General features: G+C 74.8%; 19 protein-coding genes. 11 read left to right on the top strand and 8 right to left on the bottom strand.

The features are described 5' to 3' along the window. The first annotated feature begins 104 nt into the window (after window positions 1-104). From ABFY03_RS35040 to ABFY03_RS35030, 3 genes are all read left to right on the top strand, one after another. Entirely contained in the window at window positions 105-713 is a 609-nt protein-coding gene (locus ABFY03_RS35040) for a class I SAM-dependent methyltransferase (RefSeq protein WP_319012241.1), read from the top strand. Window positions 714-903: 190 nt separating this feature from the next. Continuing rightward, complete coding sequence (locus ABFY03_RS35035; RefSeq protein ID WP_346171872.1) at window positions 904-1194, top strand: hypothetical protein; 291 nt, start codon at window positions 904-906, stop codon at window positions 1192-1194. 90 nt (window positions 1195-1284) lie between these two features. After that, a complete protein-coding gene (locus ABFY03_RS35030) occupies window positions 1285-2091 on the top strand; it encodes a hypothetical protein (RefSeq protein WP_319012239.1) in 807 nt (268 codons plus the stop codon). A gap of 19 nt (window positions 2092-2110) precedes the next feature. On the opposite strand, the gene ABFY03_RS35025 is transcribed toward ABFY03_RS35030, so the two are convergent. Beyond that, window positions 2111-2656: an MOSC domain-containing protein gene (locus ABFY03_RS35025; RefSeq protein ID WP_319012238.1), complete on the bottom strand. Its 546-nt coding sequence runs from the start codon at window positions 2654-2656 to the stop codon at window positions 2111-2113. Window positions 2657-2704: 48 nt separating this feature from the next. After that, a complete protein-coding gene (locus ABFY03_RS35020) occupies window positions 2705-3793 on the bottom strand; it encodes a fatty acid desaturase family protein (RefSeq protein ID WP_346171871.1) in 1089 nt (362 codons plus the stop codon). Between the two features lie 276 nt (window positions 3794-4069). Between ABFY03_RS35020 and ABFY03_RS35015 the strand changes: the two genes are divergently transcribed. The 7 genes from ABFY03_RS35015 (at window position 4070) to ABFY03_RS34985 (ending at window position 13146) form a co-directional block, all read left to right on the top strand. Then, entirely contained in the window at window positions 4070-7018 is a 2949-nt protein-coding gene (locus ABFY03_RS35015; RefSeq protein WP_386723803.1) for a DEAD/DEAH box helicase, read from the top strand. Then, on the top strand, window positions 7015-8343 hold the full coding sequence (locus ABFY03_RS35010) for an SWF or SNF family helicase (RefSeq protein WP_319012236.1): 1329 nt from the start codon (window positions 7015-7017) through the stop codon (window positions 8341-8343). The genes ABFY03_RS35015 and ABFY03_RS35010 overlap by 4 nt, the downstream gene beginning before the upstream one ends. Window positions 8344-8814: 471 nt before the next feature. Next, window positions 8815-10326, top strand: a complete 1512-nt coding sequence (locus ABFY03_RS35005) for an ATP-binding protein (RefSeq protein ID WP_346171870.1) — start codon at window positions 8815-8817, stop codon at window positions 10324-10326. 1 nt (window position 10327) lies between these two features. Then, complete coding sequence (locus ABFY03_RS35000; RefSeq protein WP_031012348.1) at window positions 10328-10738, top strand: roadblock/LC7 domain-containing protein; 411 nt, start codon at window positions 10328-10330, stop codon at window positions 10736-10738. Continuing rightward, complete coding sequence (locus ABFY03_RS34995) at window positions 10735-11091, top strand: DUF742 domain-containing protein (RefSeq protein ID WP_031012350.1); 357 nt, start codon at window positions 10735-10737, stop codon at window positions 11089-11091. The genes ABFY03_RS35000 and ABFY03_RS34995 overlap by 4 nt, the downstream gene beginning before the upstream one ends. Continuing rightward, on the top strand, window positions 11072-11692 hold the full coding sequence (locus ABFY03_RS34990) for a GTP-binding protein (RefSeq protein WP_319012234.1): 621 nt from the start codon (window positions 11072-11074) through the stop codon (window positions 11690-11692). The genes ABFY03_RS34995 and ABFY03_RS34990 overlap by 20 nt, the downstream gene beginning before the upstream one ends. Further along, entirely contained in the window at window positions 11689-13146 is a 1458-nt protein-coding gene (locus ABFY03_RS34985) for a cytochrome P450 (protein ID WP_346171869.1), read from the top strand. The genes ABFY03_RS34990 and ABFY03_RS34985 overlap by 4 nt, the downstream gene beginning before the upstream one ends. Before the next feature lie 4 nt (window positions 13147-13150). Here the strand turns inward: ABFY03_RS34985 and ABFY03_RS34980 are convergent, their stop codons facing one another. The 3 genes from ABFY03_RS34980 to ABFY03_RS34970 all read right to left on the bottom strand — a co-directional run bounded on the left by ABFY03_RS34980 (window position 13151) and on the right by ABFY03_RS34970 (window position 16261). Beyond that, a complete protein-coding gene (locus tag ABFY03_RS34980; RefSeq protein WP_346171868.1) occupies window positions 13151-14290 on the bottom strand; it encodes a terpene synthase family protein in 1140 nt (379 codons plus the stop codon). A gap of 330 nt (window positions 14291-14620) precedes the next feature. Further along, entirely contained in the window at window positions 14621-15268 is a 648-nt protein-coding gene (locus ABFY03_RS34975; protein WP_319012231.1) for an alpha-ketoglutarate-dependent dioxygenase AlkB, read from the bottom strand. Window positions 15269-15328: 60 nt separating this feature from the next. Next, on the bottom strand, window positions 15329-16261 hold the full coding sequence (locus ABFY03_RS34970; RefSeq protein ID WP_346171867.1) for an LLM class F420-dependent oxidoreductase: 933 nt from the start codon (window positions 16259-16261) through the stop codon (window positions 15329-15331). Window positions 16262-16374: 113 nt separating this feature from the next. On the opposite strand from ABFY03_RS34970, the gene ABFY03_RS34965 reads away from it, so the two are divergent. Continuing rightward, a complete protein-coding gene (locus tag ABFY03_RS34965; protein WP_346171866.1) occupies window positions 16375-16887 on the top strand; it encodes an HD domain-containing protein in 513 nt (170 codons plus the stop codon). Between the two features lie 5 nt (window positions 16888-16892). Here the strand turns inward: ABFY03_RS34965 and ABFY03_RS34960 are convergent, their stop codons facing one another. The 3 genes from ABFY03_RS34960 to ABFY03_RS34950 form a co-directional block, all read right to left on the bottom strand. Further along, the gene (locus ABFY03_RS34960; protein WP_319012228.1) at window positions 16893-17252 is read right to left on the bottom strand and encodes an ArsR/SmtB family transcription factor; all 360 of its coding nucleotides are present in this window, start codon (window positions 17250-17252) and stop codon (window positions 16893-16895) included. A gap of 7 nt (window positions 17253-17259) precedes the next feature. Continuing rightward, window positions 17260-17622, bottom strand: coding sequence for a zinc ribbon domain-containing protein YjdM (locus ABFY03_RS34955; RefSeq protein ID WP_319012227.1), 363 nt, complete (start codon window positions 17620-17622; stop codon window positions 17260-17262). A gap of 70 nt (window positions 17623-17692) precedes the next feature. Continuing rightward, a complete protein-coding gene (locus ABFY03_RS34950; RefSeq protein ID WP_346171865.1) occupies window positions 17693-19549 on the bottom strand; it encodes a CASTOR/POLLUX-related putative ion channel in 1857 nt (618 codons plus the stop codon). Window positions 19550-19667 lie beyond the last annotated feature (118 nt).

The following is a 19667-nucleotide window of genomic DNA, read 5'->3' as shown; positions in this document are numbered from 1 at the left end:
TCGAAAGCTGCTGGAATATGACGGAGAGAAGTACCGGATCGATCGGACGACGTTCGAACGTGCACACAGAACGTTCACACCCAGGGGTGGGCGATCATGGGCGCATGAGCGATGACCCCACAGACGTACGAGCGTTCTTCGCCACCCGCGCGGCCGACTGGGACAGCCGGTTCCCCGACGACGGCCCCGCCTACGCGGCCGCCGTCGCCGACCTCGGACTGCGCCCCGGCGACGCCGTGCTCGACGCGGGCTGCGGCACCGGCCGGGCGCTGCCCCCGCTGCGTACCGCCGTCGGGCCGTCGGGCACGGTCATCGGCGCCGACCTCACCCCGGAGATGCTGGCCGAGGCGGTACGGGCCGGGCGGCGCGGCCCCGGGGGTGCCGGGACCCTGCTCCTGGCCGACGTCGGCCGGCTGCCGCTGCGGGACGGCGCACTCGACGCGGTCTTCGGCGCGGGCCTCGTCTCCCACCTGGCCGATCCGGCCGCCGGTCTGCGGGAACTCGCCCGGGTGGTCCGGCCCGGCGGCCGTCTCGCGCTCTTCCATCCCATCGGGCGGGCCGCCCTCGCCGCCCGGCACGGCCGGCAGATCACCCCCGACGACCTGCGGGCCGAGCCGCGGCTGCGCCCGGTGCTCGCCGAGGCCGGCTGGCGGCTCGTCTCGTACGTGGACGAGGACGCCCGCTACCTCGCCCTGGCCGTCCGCGAGGACTGAGCGCCGGGGCGTGCCGGAACGGCCGTCCGGACGCGGCGGCCGGCTCCAAGGAGGAATCCGCCGCCCGCGCCGCGGGCCGGGCCGGCTCCCAACGCCCCCTTCTGTCCCGGCACTTCCCTGTCTACCGTGGAAGTGCCGGGCAGCCCTGTCCGGGGAAAGGCGGCAGGCCGTGGCACGGATAGCGGAACGCATGCGCAAGCTCCTCCCCTCCGCCCGACGCGCTTCCGGGAGCGAGGCCGCCCCAGCCGCCCGCTCCGGGCGCCAGGGCCGCAACCTCTTCGAGGCCGCGGCGGTCTACGTGGCCGCCTGCGCCGAGGACGACCAGGACCGGATGGACGAGGCCGTCGCCTGGGTCTCCCCCGGCCAGCTCACCTTCGGCGTCAACGAGCTGGCCTGCCGCGCCGTGCTCACCCTCGCCCGGGAGCGCAACCAGACGCCCGAGACCGTCGCCCGCTCGCTGCTCGGGATCAGGGAGCGCTGAGTCTCACACCCCGGGGACCCTCGACGCGCGGGTTACTCACTGGTTAAGGTGCGCCGACGATCCGATGGGCGACGAGATGGGGAGGGTGCCGTGGCGGCGACGGAACCGGCGGCGGGCGAGGACTCGCTGTACGTGCTGACCGCGTGCCTGCTCACGCCCGCGCAGTTCCCCAGCGTGCTCGGCGACGACTACCCGGCGGCCTGCGCCGCCCTGGGCCTCGAACCGTACGAGACGGGGTACGGGCTCGTCTTCGGCCAGGACGGGCTCGGCGCCCGCTGGACGGTCGTGATCGACGACGTCTCGCTGGTCGCGGTCGCCATTGCCTCCTGGGACTGCGGCATGGCCTACGACCTCTCGCCCGACGAGGGGTCCGTCGTCGCCGGACTGCCCGGCTGGCCGCTCGCCGTGGCCACCCGGGCCCCCGGCCTCCCCGACCCGCACGACCCCGCGCCGGAGGCGGGCGACCCCGCCCCGCTGGCACCGCCCGCCGAGGACGAGTGGGGCCCCGCCCAGCGGCGGCTCGGCGCCGACGAGGTGGCCCGGCACTGGCAGGAATGGCGCGGTCAGATCGAGCCGCCACCCGCCGCGGCGCAGCCGGACGAGGCCGCGCGGGAAGAGCCGACCGGCCCGTACGCCCAGGTGCGCCGCGCCCTGGACGAGCTGCGGAGCTATCTGAAGGAGCCGCCGCCGGTCGGCCGGGTGCGGTCCGGCTTCGCCGGGGAGGGCGCGCGGATGCTCCGCGCCGACGGCCCCGGCTGGTCGCTCGTGGCCCGCACCGACGACATGGCCTTCGTGCTGCTCGACGACTACCCGCGCGAGGTGCTGCCGGTGGCCCGGGGCCCCCGGCTGCCCGCCCTCCTCGAAGGGCTCGACGCGCTGGCCGTACGCCCCTCCTGACCGGGGGCCCCGGCCGGGCTCAGACGCGGTCCAGCGGGCGGTGCGGTTCGGCCGGCAGCTCCACGGCGATCGGGTCGCCGGGGCGGACCTCGCCGCCGGTCAGCACGATGCCCATGATCCCGGACTTGCGGACGATCTCGCCGTCGGCGTCGCGGCCCACGACCTGCTTGAGCAGTCCGTGGCGGAAGTCGTCGATCTGGGCGCAGGGGTTGCGCAGGCCGGTGACCTCGACGACGGCCTCGGCGCCGAGGCGGAGGCGGGTGCCGGTGGGCAGGGCGAGCAGGTCGATGCCGCGGGTGGTGACGTTCTCGCCGAGGTCGCCGGGGGCCACCTCGAAACCGGCCTCGGCGACCTCGTCGAAGAGCTCGGCCTGGATGAGGTGGACCTGCCGGAGGTTCGGCTGCGTCGGGTCCTGCGCGACCCGGGAACGGTGCTTGACCGTGACTCCGGCGTGCACGTCGCCCTCCACGCCGAGCCCCGCGAGGAGCGTGATCGACGGGCGGTTGGGCTTGCTGAAGGAATAGGTGCCGTTGCTGCTGACCGTGGTGACGGTGCCGTCGCCCATGCGGGAGACCCCCCTGGTTCTCTGCGGTGACCGCTGACGCCCGCGACCCTACTCCGGGCGTCCCGCGCGCTCCTCGCGCAGGGGGGCGCCCACCTCGTGCAGGTGGCCGAGGGCCTGCCGGTAGGAGTCGACGAAGCCGGTCTCGGTGTACGGGATGCCCAGGGCCCGGCAGTGCGCGCGGACGGCGGGCTGGGCGATCCGCAGGTGGGGGCGGGGCATGGACGGGAAGAGGTGGTGCTCGACCTGGTAGTTGAGGCCGCCGAGGAACCAGTCGGTGAGGACGCCGCCCCGGATGTTGCGGGAGGTGAGCACCTGCCGGCGCAGATGGCCCCAGCTGTCGCCGTCCTCGTGCTGGTCGGGCCGGTCCATGCCCTTGTGGTTGGGGGCGAAGGCCATGCCGAGGTGGACGCCGAACAGCATCTGGTGGACGAGCGCGAAGACCAGCGCCTGGACGGGCGTGAGGGCGGTGAGGAGCAGCGCCGTGTACCCGGCGAAGTGGAGCAGCAGCAGGGCGCCTTCGGTGAGGCGCTCGCGCCGGGTGCGGTAGGGGCCGTCCTTCGCGAGCAGGGCCTGGACGCCGTACAGCTTGAGCGCGAGGCCCTCCAGGGTGGTCAGCGGGAAGAAGAGCAGGGCCTGGTGGCGGGTGAGGAAGCCGCGCAGGCCGGTGCGGCCGGCGGTCTGGTGCTCGGCGAAGACGAGGACGTCGGCGGCGACGTCCGGGTCCTTGTCGAGGTGGTTGGGGTTGGCGTGGTGCCGGTTGTGCTTGTCGTTCCACCACTCGCGGCTCATGCCGAGGAGCAGGTTGGCGTGGACGAGCTGGACGGCGCGCCCGGCCCGGCGGTCCGCGGTGACCTGGGCGTGGCCGGCGTCGTGCGCGACGAAGGCGGCACGCGCCGAGAGCACCGCGAGGGGCACGGCGAGCAGGACGGACCACCAGGTCGGTCCGGCCAGCAGGAGGCCGCCGGCGACGGCGGCGATCCCGAGGAGGGTGAGCGCGATGTCCCGGGCGTACCAGCCGGGACGATGGTCGAGCAGCCCCTGGTCCTTCACCGTGCGCAGGAGCGGGGAGAACTCGCTGCCGCGCCGCGGCCGGGCGGCGGGCGCCGGGGCGGGGGCGGTGGCGATGGCCTGGGACATGGAGGGGCTCCGGCTTCTGTGAGGCGGGGGCGACGGCCGTCCGCAACGGGCGGGCGGCCTTGGTCCTCACCGTAGGGATCGGTGACGGTCCGGAACCATGGCGTCACCACCCGGCTGGGCGCTGGTGCGGGCCGGGGCCCGGGGGTGGGGCCTTCCCCACCCCCGGCACGGGTCCGGGGCACCTGTGGCGGGCGTCACGCGCGGAGGCGCGTGGTCCGCGGCGGGCGTGAGGTAGGGTCGGCCGCTCGCTCTCACCGGCAGTCATATGTGGGGAATGTGTTGACGTCGTCGTTCCGGTCCTCCGGCTCCGCTCCCGAACCCTCCGCGCCGTGCTCCGGCCCGGCCGTACCGGCCGCCGTGTTCCTCCCCGCCGATCCGCCCCGGGCGGGCCGGATCGCCCTCTGGTCGCCCGACGGCGCACCCGTCGCCGCCCCGCCGGGGGCGGTGGGGGGCGAGATCACCGTGGTGGACGCGGCGGAGCTCCAGCCGGTGCCGGTCCCCGCGCTCCTCCTGTCGGTACGGGACGCCCTGCCGCTGCTCGCCCGCGCCCGGCTCGCCGGGGACGCCGACCCGGCGGCCGCCTTCTGGGGCGGCGCGGCCCTGCTCGCCCTGGACCTCACGGCGCGCGGACTGCTGCTGCCCGGGGTGACGACGGCGGGTCATGACGCCTGGCGGGCGGGGCCGTTGGGGCCCGAGGAGCTGGACCGGCTGCGGACGCTCGCCGCGTCGATGCCGCCGACCGCGCACGCCGTCCCGCTGGGTCGGGCGGAGGAGCCGGACGAGCCGGAGGAATGGCTGCTGCCGGAGCCGGAGGCGCTGCTCCGCGCCTTCCTGGACGCCGTCGCCGACACCCTTCCCCGTACGCCGGCCGCGGAACTCGCCGCCGGCGGTCCGGCGTTCGCCGCGGCGGCGGCGCAGTCCGTACCCGAGCAGCGCCCGTGGGCCGCCGATCTGGCGGCCGGTCACGACGCGGGGGTACGGCTGTCGCTCCGGCTCGAACTGTCCGGCGCCGGCTCCGGGTCCGGCGCGTCGGAGGTTCCGTCGTTCCGTGCCGTGCTCCAGCTGCACTCCGCCGCGGATCCGGCGGTGGTCGTGGACGCGGCAGAGGCCTGGTCGGGTGCCGGGCCGGCGGCGGCGGCGCTCGGGCCGCGCGCCCGGATGGACGCCCTGCTGGCGCTGCGGCGGGCCGCGCGCGCCTGGCCGGCGCTGGCCCCGCTGCTCGCGGCGGCCGTGCCGGACGCGATGGAGCTGGCCGACGAGGAGGTCGTCGAGCTGCTGGGACCGGCGTCCCGGGCGCTCGCCGCGACCGGCATGCACGTCCACTGGCCGCGCGAGCTGACGGACCGGCTGACCGCGCGCGCGGTGGTCGGGCCGGTGGAGCCGGCGACCGGGGCGGGATCAGGGTGGAGCGACGGTCCTGCGGAGACCGGAGGAGCCGGCGGCGGTCTGCCGTCGTTCCTCTCCGCCGACGCGCTGCTCGCCTTCAACTGGCGTTTCTCCGTGGGCGACCAGGAGCTGACGCGCTCCGAGCTGGACCGGCTCGCCGAGGCCGGGCGGCCGCTCGTGCGGCTGCGCGACCGGTGGGTCCTGGTCGATCCGGCGGAGGTGCTGCGCGCCCGGGAGCGGCAGGACCGCAAGCTGTCGCCGGTCGACGCGCTCGCCGCCGTCCTCACCGGCAGCACCGAGGTCGACGGCCGCCGGTTCGAGGTGGTCGCGACCGGCGCCCTGGAGCGGCTGCGCGAGCGCCTCGCGGACCCCGAGGGCGGCGTCCGCGAGGTCCCGCAGCCCGCCGCGCTCGCCGCCACCCTCCGCGACTACCAGCTGCGCGGACTGAACTGGCTGCACCGGATGACCTCGCTCGGCCTCGGCGGCTGCCTCGCCGACGACATGGGCCTGGGCAAGACCATCACCCTCATCGCGCTGCATCTGCACCGGCAGGGCGATCCGGCCACCGCGGGCCCGACGCTCGTCGTCTGCCCGACCTCGCTGATGGGCAACTGGCAGCGGGAGTTCGAGCGGTTCGCGCCCGGCACGCGCGTGCGCCGCTTCCACGGCACCACGCGCGACCTCGACGGGCTCGCGGACGGGGACGTCGTCCTCACCACGTACGGCACCATGCGGCTCGACGCCGAGCGGCTGGCCGCCCGGCCGTGGGGGCTGCTCGTGGCGGACGAGGCCCAGCACGTGAAGAACCCGTACTCGGCGACGGCCCGCCGGCTGCGCACGATCGGCGCACGCGCGCGCGTGGCGCTGTCCGGCACGCCGGTGGAGAACAACCTCTCCGAGCTGTGGGCCATCCTCGACTGGACGACCCCGGGGCTGCTCGGCGGGCTCGGTGCCTTCCGCCGCCGGTACGCCGCCGCCGTCGAGGGCGGTTCGGACCCGGCCGCGGCGGAGCGGCTGGGCGCGCTGGTCCGTCCCTTCCTGCTGCGCCGCCGCAAGTCCGATCCGGGGATCGCGCCGGAGCTGCCGCCCAAGACCGAGACCGACCGGGCCGTCTCCCTGACGCCGGAACAGGCCGGTCTGTACGAGGCGGTGGTGCGCGAGAACCTGCTCGCGATCGCGGCGGCCGACGGCATGGCGCGGCGCGGGCTCGTGGTGAAGCTGCTGACCTCGCTGAAGCAGATCTGCAACCACCCGGCGCAGTACCTGAAGGAGGACCGGCCCCGGATCGCGGGCCGTTCGGGGAAGCTGGAGCTCCTCGACGAACTCCTCGACACGATCCTCGCCGAGGGGGCGAGCACCCTGGTCTTCACCCAGTACGTCGGGATGGCCAGGCTCCTGGAGGCGCATCTGGCGGAGCGCGGGGTGCGGACGCAGTTCCTGCACGGCGGCACCCCGGTCGCCGAGCGGGAGGCGATGGTGGCCCGCTTCCAGGACGGCGAGGTGCCGGTCTTCCTGCTGTCGCTGAAGGCGGCGGGGACGGGGCTCAACCTGACCCGGGCCGAACACGTGGTGCACTACGACCGCTGGTGGAACCCGGCCGTGGAGGCGCAGGCCACCGACCGGGCGTACCGGATCGGGCAGACGCGGCCGGTGCAGGTGCACCGGATCGTCGCGGAGGGGACCGTCGAGGACCGGATCGCCGCCCTGCTCGACCGCAAGCGCGAGCTGGCCGACGCGGTGCTGGGCACGTCGGGCGACGCGCCGCCGGAGCTGACCGAACTGACCGACGCGGAACTGGCGGAGCTGGTCCGGCTGCGCGGGGACGGGGACGGACGATGAGCGAGTACGGGACGGGCCACGGGGCCGAGGAGCTGACCATCGCGGTGCCGCCGCCGGTGCGCGGCGGGGCGTTCACCCGCACCTGGTGGGGGCGGGCGTGGCTGAAGGCGCTGGAGGACACGGCGCTGGACGGCCGGCAGGTGAAGGCGGGCCGGGCGCACGCGCGCGCGGGGGCCGTCGGCGCGGTGTCGGTGCGGCCGGGGCGCATCACCGCCGTGGTGCAGGACCGTGACGGCACGGCGTACCGCAGCGACGTGCTGGTGCGCACGCTGACGGACGAGGAGTGGGACCGGCTGCTCGACCTCGCCGTCGACAGCGCCGGGCACATCGCCGCGCTGCTCGACCACGAGGTGCCGCCGCACCTGGTGGAGGACGCGGCCGGCGTCGGCGTCGAACTGCTGCCCGGCATCGGCGACCTGGAGCCGGAGTGCGGCTGCGAGGCGTGGGACCACTGCCCGCACACGGTGGCGCTCTGCCACCAGATGGCCCGGATCCTGGACGAGGACCCGTTCGCGCTGCTCCTCATGCGGGGGCGGGGCCAGCGGGCGGTCGTGGACGCGCTCCAGGACCGCAGCGCCGCCCGCGCGGGCGGCCGGACCCCGTCGCCGGACGCGCCGCGGGACGCCGGGGCGGCGGACATTCCGGCCGGGGTCTCGGCGGCGGAGGCGTACGCGCTGCGGGACATTCTGCCGCCGCTGCCCGCCGCGCCGGTGCCGGAGGCAGGGCCCGGGGAGCCGCCGTCGCTGGACACGGAGACGGATCCGGAGCCGGGTGTGGAGCCGGCCGCGCTGGAGTTCCTGGCGGCCGACACGGCGGCCCGCGCCCACCGGCTGCTGACGGAACTGCTGGCCGGGCGTCCGGCCCCGGTGGGCGGGCCGGCGGCGGACCTGACGGTCGCCGAGGACGCGGTCCGGCTCGCGGCCGGCGGACCGCCCGCGTGGGTGGCGGCGCGGCTGGCCTCCCGCACCGGGCGGTCGCGGGCGGAGCTGGACGCCGCCACGCGCGCGTGGCGGTGGGGAGGGGTCGCGGCCCTCGCCGTGCTGGAGGGGTCCTGGGCCCCGGACGAGGAGGCCCTGGCGCGGGCTTCGGCACGGCTCGCCGACGCCTGGGAGGACGGCGAACGCCCGGAGCTGAGCCGGTCGGGGGCGCGATGGACGGCAGCGGGGGCGCGGGCCCAGCTGCGGCTCGGCGAGGACGGCCGGTGGTGGCCGTACCGGCGGGAGGGGGACGGCTGGTCCCCGGTCGGTCCGGCGGACCGGGATCCGGCGGCGGCCCTCTCGACGGCGAGGGGCGAGGCCGAGGGCGACGGCGAGGGCGAGGGTTAGGGCGAACGGGAGGGGCGACGGAGGGCGCGCGGCGGGCGCGCGTTCCGGCTCCCCCTGCGTTTCGGAATGACCGGTAAAAAGCACTGACCCTGATCAGTTGTTGTCATTTTCGCTATGCATTTCTGCCCTCTTATAGGGCCAGTTTGATTGATAGAACCCTTCCTTCCATCGAGGTCACACGCCAATCCCGAACTGACTATGCTCCGCAGATGTGTTGCGCCGCGCTCACAGCGAGTCATGAACGCTGGGAGCGGGCGCCTAGACGGAGCACGGCCACAGGGAGACACGGGCATCGACGTGTGAGCGAAGGAACCCGGAAACGGTCCCGTTCGAGCACGCGTACGCGATCGATCGCATGTTCACTCTTTCCTGCCGGTTCGTCGCGCCACTTCAGTCCTCTCCTATTCCAGACGCTGAGGGAAACCGTTGATGGTTCGCGCAGGTTCAACATCCAGAGCCAGGCCCGGTGCGGTGGCTCCGGTGTGGCTCGTCCCGCCGGGGGTCCTGGCCGCACTCTTCGCCATAGGGCTGCTCTTCGCGCCTGCCGAGATACGGACACCGGTGGCCTGGTACGGCTTCGCGGCGGTCTCCCTCACCGTCGGCAGCGCCGCGCTGACCGTGCGTCTGGCGCGGGCGGCCGAGGCGGCCCGGCACACCCGCACGGTGCAGGCCGCGCAGCAGGCCCACGCGGAGCGCGAGGCCGCGCTGCTCGGACGCCTCGCCGACCAGCGGACCACCACCGTGTGGCTGGCCGAGGAGCTCCTGCCGGCCGCCGTCGCCCGGCTCCAGAAGGGCGATCCGGCGTCGGAGATCGTGAACTCCGTCCGTTTCGGCGACCACCTCGACGACGGGTTCACCGACGCCCTCAGGGGAGCGCTGCGGACCCTGCTGGAGGCGGTGGAGGCCGAGGAGAACACCCGGGACTCGTCCCAGCGGGCGCTCGTGGCCGTCGCGCGCCGCGTCCAGGCGATCGTGCACCAGCTCGCCAAGGACCTGCGGGAGATGCAGATCGTCCACGGCACGGACCTGGTGCTCGCCCGCGGTCTCCAGGACGTCGACCACCGCAACGCCCTCATCGGCCGCCTCGCGGCCAGCATCGCCGTCCTCGGCGACGCCCGCCCCGGCCGCCAGTGGTCGAAGCCCATCCCGCTCTACGACGTGCTGCGCGGCGCCATGTCGCGCATCGTGGACTACCCGCGGGTGAAGCTCCAGTCGGTCACGGAGGCGGCGGTCATCGGCCCCGGCGCCGAGCCGCTGATCCACCTGCTCGCCGAGCTCCTCGACAACGCCACGTCGTTCTCGCCGCCGCACACCCCCGTGGAGGTGAGCGCCGTCGAGGTGCCCTCGGGCATCGCGATCGAGATCGAGGACCGCGGCGTCGGCCTCACCGAGGAGGTCCGGCACCGCATCAACCGCGTCATGACGGAGTCGGCGTCGGGCATGTTCCTGGCCGGACTGGGCGAGGTGACGCAGCTCGGCCTGCCGGTGGTCAGCCGACTGGCCCGCGAGCACGGCTGCGACGTCGACCTGCGTCCCTCCGCCTACGGAGGCGTACGGGCCGTGATCCTCGTACCCCGGCGCCTGATCACCACGGTGGAGAAGCCCGTCGTGAGAACCCCTGAGCCCGCCCGGAAGCGCGCGGCCGGACCGATCCGCCCGCTGCCGAAGCGCGGCACCCCGTCCGTCCCGCCGCCGGCCCCGGCCCCGCTGCCCGTGCCGCCGCCGGCGCCCGCCCCCCTCCTTCCGTCGCTGGACGACGGTGCGGACCCGTTCATCGACGGGAAGACCCTCAACGGTCTGCCGCGCCGCCGCCGCGACACCCCCGTACCGACCCCGGTCGTCCGCACCGGCCCCGAGCCGGCCCCCGCTCCCCGCACGTCCGCCCGCGAACCCGGGCTGATGTGGGAGGCGTTCAACGCCGACAAGCACGCGGGCACCGACTCCCCCACTCCGCACAGCCAGCCGTCTGATGAGGTCGAATAACATGCAGCCACTGCCCAACATCGACTGGATGCTCACCGAGCTCGTGGGCGGCGTTCCGCACGTACGGCACGTGGTCGTCCTCTCCTCGGACGGCCTGTGCATCGGCCAGGCCAACACCGCGTCCGACACCGCCGACGCGATCGCCGCCGCCTGTTCCGGCATCCAGAGCCTGGCCCGCGCGATCGCCCAGATGTTCCCGCACGGCAACGGCACGACCCACATGGTCGGGATCGAGGCCGACGGCGGCTACTTCTCCCTGATGGCGGCCGGCCCCGGCGCCTACCTCGCCGTCCTCGCCGACGAGGAGGTGGACGCGGGCCTGCTCGGCGCCCGCATGCGCGCGCTCGTGGTCCGGATCGGCCGGCACATGACCAGTCCGCCCCGTGAAGACGTCGTCCGGCAGGCGATGTGACTTCGGACAACCCCCATCCCTGGGACGAGGGAACCCCCGTACCGCTGTACGTCATCACCGGCGGCGAGGGCTCCTCTGCCAAGACCTTCGACCTCGTCACGCTCATCGCGACCAGGTCCGCACCGGAACCCTCGATGCAGCCCGAACAGGCCGCCATCCTCTCCATGTGCGAGTACCCGCTGTCGGTGGCCGAGGTGTCGGCCTACCTCAGCCTCCCGTTCAGCGTCGTCACCGTGCTGCTGTCCCAGCTCGTCGACGACGAACGCGTGGAGGCGATTGCACCCGTGCCCGTCGCGGCCTTCCCCGACCGCGGCCTATTGGAGGCGGTGATCCATGGACTACGGAGACTCTGACACGCTCAGGGCAGGACCGCGCGACACCGACCTGCTGCTGCCGCACGGCGCCAGGGGCGTCAAGGTCGTGGTCGTCGGCGGCTTCGGCGTCGGCAAGACCACGATGGTCGGAGCGGTCAGCGAGATCCCTCCGCTGACCACCGAGGAACAGATGACGCAGGCCGGCGTCGGGATCGACCACAATCCCGGCGCCTCCGGCAAGACCACCACGACCGTCGCGATGGACTTCGGCCGGATCAGCATCAACGAGGAGCTGATCCTCTACCTGTTCGGGACCCCGGGGCAGGAGCGGTTCTGGTTCCTGTGGAACGGGATCTTCGAGGGCGCGCTCGGCGCCGTCGTCCTCGTCGACACCCGCAGGATCGAGGTCTGCTTCGAGGTCATCACGCGCCTGGAGGACCGCCGCGTCCCCTTCGTCGTGGCCGTCAACACCTTCCCCGAGGCCCCGCAGTACCCGCTACCAGAATTGCGCACGGCCCTGGCCCTCAGCGAGTCCGTCCCCCTCGTCACCTGTGACGCACGTGACCGGGCGTCCTGCCGGGACGCCCTGCTCTCGCTGATGGTCTACCTGTGCTCCATCGCCGCCCAGGAGACCGTATGACCCTCCCCGCCCACGAGCACGCCCCGCACGAGAGCGGGCTCGTCCCGCCACCCGGCTGCCCGGCCCACGCCGCCACCGGACCCGGCGGGGCGGCCCGGCTCTACGGCCCCGCCGCCGAGACGGACCCCATGGGCCTGTACGAGGAACTGCGCGCCGAGCACGGCCCGGTGGCGCCGGTCCTCCTCGACGGCGACGTCCGTGCCTGGCTGGTCCTCGGCTACAACGAGAACCGTGACGTGGCCACCCGCTCCACCCAGTTCTCCCGCGACCCGCGGGTCTGGCACGGCTGGAGCACCGGCGAGATCGACCCGGCCACCTCCCCGCTGATGCCGATGATCGGCTGGCGTCCCGACTGCGTCTGCGCGGACGGCGAGGAGCACCAGCGGCTGCGCAGCGCGGTCACCGCCTCGCTCGACCAGTTCGACCACCGGGGGATCCGGCGGCGCATCAACCGGTTCGCCCACGAGCTGATCGACACGTTCTGCGAGGACGGCGAGGCCGAGCTGGTCGACCGGTTCACCGAGCATCTGCCGATGCTCACCCTCATCCACCTGCTCGGCATGTCCGACGAGGCCGCGCCGAAGCTGGTCCAGGCGGCCCGGGACCTCTTCAAGGCCACCGAGACCTCGCTGGCGAGCAACGCGTTCGTGGTGGAGAGCCTGGAACAGCTCGTCCGGGACAAGCGCGACAAGCCGGGGCAGGACATCGCCTCGGCGCTGATGTCCCATCCGGCGGGGCTCACCGACGAGGAGGTGGTGCAGCACCTGCGCCTGATCCTGCTGGCCGGCTACGAGACCACCGCCAACCTGATGTCGAACGTGCTGCGGATGGTGGTGACCGATCCGCGGTTCCGCGGTTCGCTGGCCGGCGGCCAGATGACCCTGCCGGAGGCCGTCGAACAGGTCCTGTGGGACGAGCCGCCGCTGATGGTCTGCCCGTCCCGGTACGCCAACGGGGACACCACGCTCGGCGGGCAGCGGATCATGGCGGGCGACATGCTGCTGCTCGGCCTGGCCGCGGGCAACATGGACCGGGCGGTCCGCCCGGACCCGGCGGCGCCCGTCCACCACAACCGCGCGCACCTGTCGTTCAGCGCCGGCAGCCACGAGTGCCCGGGTCAGGACGTCGGCCGCATCATCGCCGACACCGGCATCGACATCCTGCTCACCCGGCTGCCCGACATCGTGCTGGCGATCCCGGAGGAGGAGCTCACCTGGCGTTCCTCCACGTGGGCGCGGCATCTGACGGCGCTGCCGGTCACCTTCGCCCCCCGGGCACCGCGGACCCATCAGTTCGAGGCACCGCTGCCGGCGGCCCCGCCGTCGCAGCTCGCCGCCGTCCCCGCGCCGGCCCCGGCTCCGGAGGCGGTGCCGGAGACCGTCCCGGCCGCCGTGCCCGGGCCGCGGTCGGCGTCGTGGTGGGACGGGCTGCTGCGGCTGCTGCGGCTGCGGTAGGCGGTCATGGCTCGGCGTCGAGGCCGAGCCCCACGGCGGAGGGGGGTGTCGGCGTGTGCCGGCCGGCCCCCCTTCCGAACCAGTCGTCCGCGGTGGCGGGAGCGGGCCGGCGCTGTTCCGGGAAGGGCTGCTCGGTGGGGACGTACCGGGGGGCGCCGGTGTACCAGGCGTGCAGGCCGGAGAGGAAGCTGCACGCCCCGCCCAGCCAGGTGTCCAGTTCGGCCCGCTCGTCGTGGCTCAGTCCGGCGCGCCGGGCGAGCAGCGGGACGTCCTCCTCGCGGAGCTGTTCGAAGTCGCGCATGCGGGAGTTGACGAGGTGGACGGAGGCCGGCACCGCCTCGCGGAGGGGGATGCCGAGGGAGGTGCCGAGGACCACGACGAGGTTGTTCACGTCGTGTTCCTCGTGGACCTCCCGCTCGTAGGAGGCGATGTCGTTCGCCAGGCCCATGACGTCCATGAAGGCGGCGGTCAGGCCGCGGACGGTCCGGCTGTGCCGGATCCGCTCGGGTATTCGCGCTCCGGTGGCGAGCTCGACGGAGTACGGGGCGGTGTGGGCGGCGAAGCTGTCGCGCCGGAAGGGCGCGTAGTCGATGAGGTGGGGGACGCGGCCGGAGCGGCTGTTGGCCAGCTCCTCCACGCCCGCGTCGATGTAGCGGGCCAGCGCCCGGCAGAACTCCTGGCGCCAGTGGTTCAGCCGGGGCGGGAAGAGGTGCCGCTGCAGGTCGGCGATGCCCCGCTCGACGGCGTTGACGGGGTCGGGGAGCCGGGCGCCCTCCTCCGGGCGCAGGAAGGCGTGGAGCCGGGCGGTGAAGTCGTGGGCGCCCTGGAGGTCGCTGGTCCGCTTGAAGGCGTGCGCGAAGTAGTCGTCCCAGGCGAGCGCCCAGATGTTGAACCGGTGGTTGAGCCGGAGGGCGGCGGGGCCGGCGTCGGGCAGCGTCCAGGCGGTGAGGAGGTCCACGGTCATCGCCCGGAACTGGGTCTGGGTCCAGATCGGACGGCGGTCGGACCGTCCGTCGCCCGCGTCGAGCATGCCCATCTCGCGGGCCCAGGTCTCGCTCTCCGCCCGCAGGCCCGGCAGGTGCGGATTGACCCTGAGCGGGTGAGGCATCCACAACTCGGGGATTTCGACGGCATGCAGGGGCATGGTCGCTCCACCTCCTTCAGTCCTCGGAATCCGTTCGTAATGTTGCCGCTGTCACTGACGGCCGACAATTCCCGCCATGTGACGCTGCAAACCTGCCCGCCCGAACCGGCCCACAACCCCCGGATTCAACGACTCCGGATCCCGGTAACCCTGGCGTCTTCCTGGGCAGTTGTGTGCTCCTGAAGCGACGGGGCCATCCGTGGAAGGCCGTTGGGCGGTCTCCGGCGGGCCGGACGACCATGGCCAGTTCCGGCTGACGACGACCGCCTCCCGGATCGTCGGGGCCGGGGCGTTCCCGGCGGTTCCATGATCCGGACGGTGCGGACCGGGTCAGCGTACGCCGCGCGGGCGGAACTGGACGCTGATCCGGGGACCGACCGCGCGGCTCGTCTTGGGCACGGCGTGGTCCCAGGTGCGCTGGCACGACCCGCCCATCACGACCAGGTCGCCGTGGCCGAGCGGGAGGCGGAGGGCGACCGGGCCGCCGCCGCGGGGGCGGAGCACGAGGTCGCGGGGGTCACCCAGGGAGAGGATGGCGACCAGGGTGTCGCGGGTCGAGGAGCGTCCGGTGCGGTCGCCGTGCCAGGCGACGCTGTCCCGCCCGTCCCGGTAGAGGCAGAGCCCCGCGGTGGCGAACCCCTCGGCGAGCTCGTCCGCGTAGTGCGCGCCGAGGACCTCGCGGGCCTCGGCGAGGGCGGGGTGCGGCAGGGTCTCGCCCTCGCGGTAGTGCGCGAGGAGGCGGGGGACGGCGACGACGTCGTCGTACATCCGGCGCTCCTCGGCGCGCCACGGCACCCGTCCGACCAGCTCGCCGAAGAGCGCGTCGGCCCCCTGGAACCAGCCGGGCAGGTGATCCACCCAGGCCCCGCGGGCCAGCGGGGTCCGCCGCAGCCCGTCCAGGGGCCCGGGCCGGGGTTCGTCACCCTGGCCGAAGAGGGATCCCTGGAAGCCGGGCAGGTCCGGTGGTGCGGCGGTCATGGTCCCAGCATACCCACCCAACCGAACAGGTGCTCGAATATGGAGCGCGGGTGACCCGGATCATCCGGAGGCCCCGGAGAGCGCGCCGAGCAGCTTCCAGGTGCGGCTCCGCGCGTCCTCGCCGCCGAGGTCGGTGGCCGTGAAGACCACCTCGGTGGCGCCGGCCTCGTGGTAGCGGCGGACCTCGGCGGCGACGGTCTCCTCGTCGCCCAGCACGGCCAGGTCGGCGGCACGGTCGGCGCCGGAGAGGTCGAGGACGCGGCGGTAGGAGGGGATCCGTTCGTAGAGGGAGAGGGCTTCGGCGGCCCGGGGGCGCAGGCCCTCGGGGTCGGCCGTGACGACGCCGGGCACGAGGGCGACGATCCGGGGCGCGGGGCGGCCCGCCGCCTCCGCCGCGGCGGTCACGGCGGGGACGATGTGCTCGGCGAGGGCGCGCGGTCCGGCGAGGAACGGCAGGATGCCGTCGGCGAGCTCGCCGCTGACCCGCAGGGCCTGCGGCCCCATCGCCGCGACCAGGACCGGCACCGGCGGCCGGGCGCCGGGAACGGCCGCCGGGTACGGCGTCGTCGCGGTCAGCAGCTCGCCGTGGAAGTCGGCCTCGCCGCTGTCGAGGAGCGGCCGCAGGGCGGTGAGGAACTCCCTGAGCAGGCCGATCGGCCGCTGGTACGGGAGGCCGAACGCGGTCTCGGTGAGGTGCCGGGTTCCCAGGGCGAGCCCGAGGTGGTAGCGGCCGCCGGTGGCGGCCTGCGCCGTCTGGGCCTGGCTGGAGACGAGCAGCGGGTGGCGGCCGAACACGGGGAGGGCGGCCGTCCCCACCTGCAGTCCCGGCACCTCGCGGCCGACGAGCGCGGCCAGCATGGGCGAGTCGTACGCGAAGGACTGGCCGAACCACGCGGAGTGCAGCCCGGCGTCCCGGGCCTCGCGCGCGAGCTGCACGGTGTCGTCGAGGGGGAGCTGCCGGCTGGTCGAGCTGAGCGTTACGCCAAGGGTCATGCGACGGCAACGGGCCGCGCGCACAGGGGAATTCCCGGCCCACGTGAACAGTGTGCGACGGCTCGCGCACGGCATGGCTCCCGCACGCGCGCGCGTGCCGCGATGATGGGGTCATGATGACCCTCGCCGAAGTGGACGCACTGGCCGACCGGGCGCACGCCGGTCAGGTCGACAAGATCGGTGTCCCGTACGTGGAACACGTACGGGTCGTCGCGGCGGGGCTCGCGCCGTTCGGGCCCGAGCTGGCCATGGCGGGGCTCCTCCACGACGTCGTCGAGGACACGGCGTGGACGGCCGAGGACCTGCGCGCCGCCGGGGTCCCGGACCGGGTGGTCCGGATCGTCGAGGCCGTCACCAACGAGCCGGACGGCTCGCCCACGGCGTACGAGGAGAAGATCCGGCGGGTGGCGCGCGACCCCGACGCCGCGCTGGTGAAGATCGCCGACAACGCGCACAACAGCCGCGCCGACCGGGCGGCGGGGCTGCCGCCGGAGCAGCGGGAGCGACTCGCGGCCAAGTACCGCGCGGCGCGGCGGGTGTTGTGGGCGGCCGCCGACCCCGCGCGGGTGGCGACGGTCCTCCGGATCGTCAACCCCGACCTGCTGCCGGAACTGACCGGGGCCTGACCGCCTCAGGCGGCCGGAGGTGCTTCCGGTGCGGCCGAGGCCTGGAGGTCGGCGAGGAGTTCCGCCTGGCCGGCCAGGACGCCGGAGAGGATGCCGCGGGCGACCGCGAGCAGCTCCGCCATGCGCGGGTCGGTCAGCGAGTAGTGGACGGCCGAGCCCTCGCGGCGGGCGACGACCAGGTTCGCGCGCCGCAGCACCGCGAGCTGCTGCGAGAGGTGGGCGGGCTCGACGGCGACCTCGGCGAGCAGCTCGGACACGGCGTGCTCGCGCAGGCTCAGCAGCTCCAGGACGCGGATGCGGACGGGGTGGCCGAGCGTCTTGAAGAACTCCGCCTTCAGCTGGTAGAGCGGCGCGGTCCTGGTCATGGCGCGGTCAGACCTTCTTGACCACGCTCGACTTGAGCTGCATGGGCCCGAAGCCGTCGACCTTGCAGTCGATGTCGTGGCCGTCGACGCCGTTCACGAGCCGGATGTTGCGGACCTTGGTGCCGGCCTTGATGCCGGTGGGGCTGCCCTTGACCTTGAGGGTCTTGACGACGGTGACGGTGTCGCCGTCGGACAGCACGTTGCCGACGGCGTCCTTGATCACCTGGGCGCCGCCGGTGTCGCCCTCGGCGGCCGCGGCCTCACCGGCGGCCGGCCACTCGTGGCCGCATTCGGGGCAGACCAGCAGGGCGCCCATCTCGTAGGTGTAGACGCCGGAGCATTCGGGGCAGGGAGGCAGGTTCTCGTTCACCCCTCGATCCTATGAGCGATGTGACCACTTGCGAAATTCGGCAACTTGGCAGGGTCGGGGCGGTCCGGGTTCAGGCCGGTCCGACCACGATCAGGACGTCGCCCTCGCTCCAGCGTCTGGTCTCGGCCTTCGGGGGGTTGAGGCGGGGGCGGCGGGCGGCGCGGGGGCGGTAGCCGAGGGCGGCGGCGCCGTGCCGGGCGGCGGCCGTGACGAGGGCGGCGAAGGGCGCTTCGGTGCCGGGCGGGACGAAGTCGGTGGCGGGGCGGAGGCGGACGCCGTGGCCGGTGGGGGCGAGCAGGGTGTCGAAGACGGCCGCGAGGTGCGGGTTCTGGGAGACCTGGGCCATGAGGAGGGCGGCCAGCCGGCCGGTGACCACGAGGTCGGTGCGGGGTCCGGCGGGGGCGAGGGGGCGGTTGCGGGCGTCGGTCAGCTCGGCCACGGTGGGCACCGCCCGGCCCGTCTCCCGTTCCCGCGCCCTGAGGTGGAGCAGGGTGACGAGGGTGGGGGTGTCGGGGTGTCCGTCGTCGTCCGGACCGGCGAGGACGACCACCCGGTCGTACGTCTCCGGCGCCGTCGGCCGCCCCTCGTCGTCCCGCACCGCCGCCGCCCCGCCCGCCGCCAGGCCCTCGGTCACGCGCTCGCCCCGGCGGTTCCAGCCCAGGAGGAGGATCCGGCGCACGGCGGCCGGCGCCGGGGACCGGACGGGCCAGGCGGCCGCGGGGACGGCGGGCGCGGCGGGCAGGACGGTCGCCCGGTGGTCCTCGGCCAGGACGAGGAGGCCGTCGCCGGGGGCCAGCACGGTCCGGGGGGCCGGGGCGAGGTGCGGGGTGCCGTCCGCCCGGACGATCCCGACCGCACAGGCGTCCGGACAGGCGGCGGCCAGTTCGCCGTAGCGGCGGCCGGGGAGGCCGGGCGGCCGGAGGACGTGGAGTTCCGCGCCGGCGAAGTCGAGCAGGTCCTCCAGGACGAGCGCGAGGCCGGGCTCCAGGGCGCACTGGACGAGCAGCCGGGCCGCGAGGTCGTCGACGTCCAGGACGGTCGCGCCGGGCCCCGCGGCGAGGCGGGCGGCCGCGAGGTGGGCACCGTCCCGGACGGCCGCCACGACCGGCACCGGGCAGCCCTCCCCCACCGTCGCCCGGAGCGCGAGGAGCGTCCTGACGACGTGGGCGTCGGCGCCGGGGGCGTCCGACGGGAGGACGACCACCGCCCCCGCGGCGGCCGGGGTCACCCGGGCCAGCGCGGCCGGGTCGGCGGGGCGGCCCCGGCGGCACACCAGTCGCACCCGCGTCCGCGAGGGCAGCGCGTCGCGCGACTCCCGTTCCGTCTCCGCCTTGTCGCGGTCGGCGAGGACCACCACGGCGCCGCGCCCCCGCTGGGCGTGGGCGGCGAGGAGTTCCGCGACGACCGTGGGGGCCTGCTCGGACCAGCCGAGGACCAGGGTATGGCCGCGCTCGACGACCGTGGTCTGGCCGCGTTCCAGCTCGGCGAGCCGGTCGGTCAGGGCCGTCGTGACGATCCCGACGAGGAAGGAGACGTACAGCAGGGAGACGAGGGCCAGGAAGACCGTGAGGGCGATCCGCAGCGGCGGGCCGACCTCGCCGCCGAGCCGGAGGGTCTGGCCGACCGTCCGCCAGACGGTGGCGGCCTTGCCCTGGAGGGTGTCGGGAGCCTTGTTGTCGGTCCACACCAGGAGGGCGCTGGCGGGGGCGACCAGGACCAGGGAAGCCAGGGCCAGCCAGGCGACGAGGGCCGTGACCCCGCGCACCACGGTGCGGTCGACCCAGTACCGCGCCCGGGCCCGCGTCCCGGGCGGCGCGGCTTGGCCGGGGGCGGGCGGTCCGGCCGCCCGGACGGCCGGTGCCGGGCCGGGCCGGGTCCGGCGGGGCGCTCGCTGGGACGGGACCGTGGACTCGCGCTCCTTACGCACGTCAGCAGGGTGGCGGGGGCCCCGGCGCGAAACGCCGTCGACGCCCGGCGTTCATCCTTTCGGGCAGGCGCACGGGAGGCACGCGTTCGATTCGTTCACCCGGCGCGCGCCGCGGCGG

This window comes from Streptomyces roseofulvus, assembly GCF_039534915.1.
Lineage (GTDB): Bacteria > Actinomycetota > Actinomycetes > Streptomycetales > Streptomycetaceae > Streptomyces > Streptomyces roseofulvus.
The sequence above is the reverse complement of the archived record's forward strand: the minus strand, read 5'-3'. Positions and strand labels throughout refer to the sequence as shown.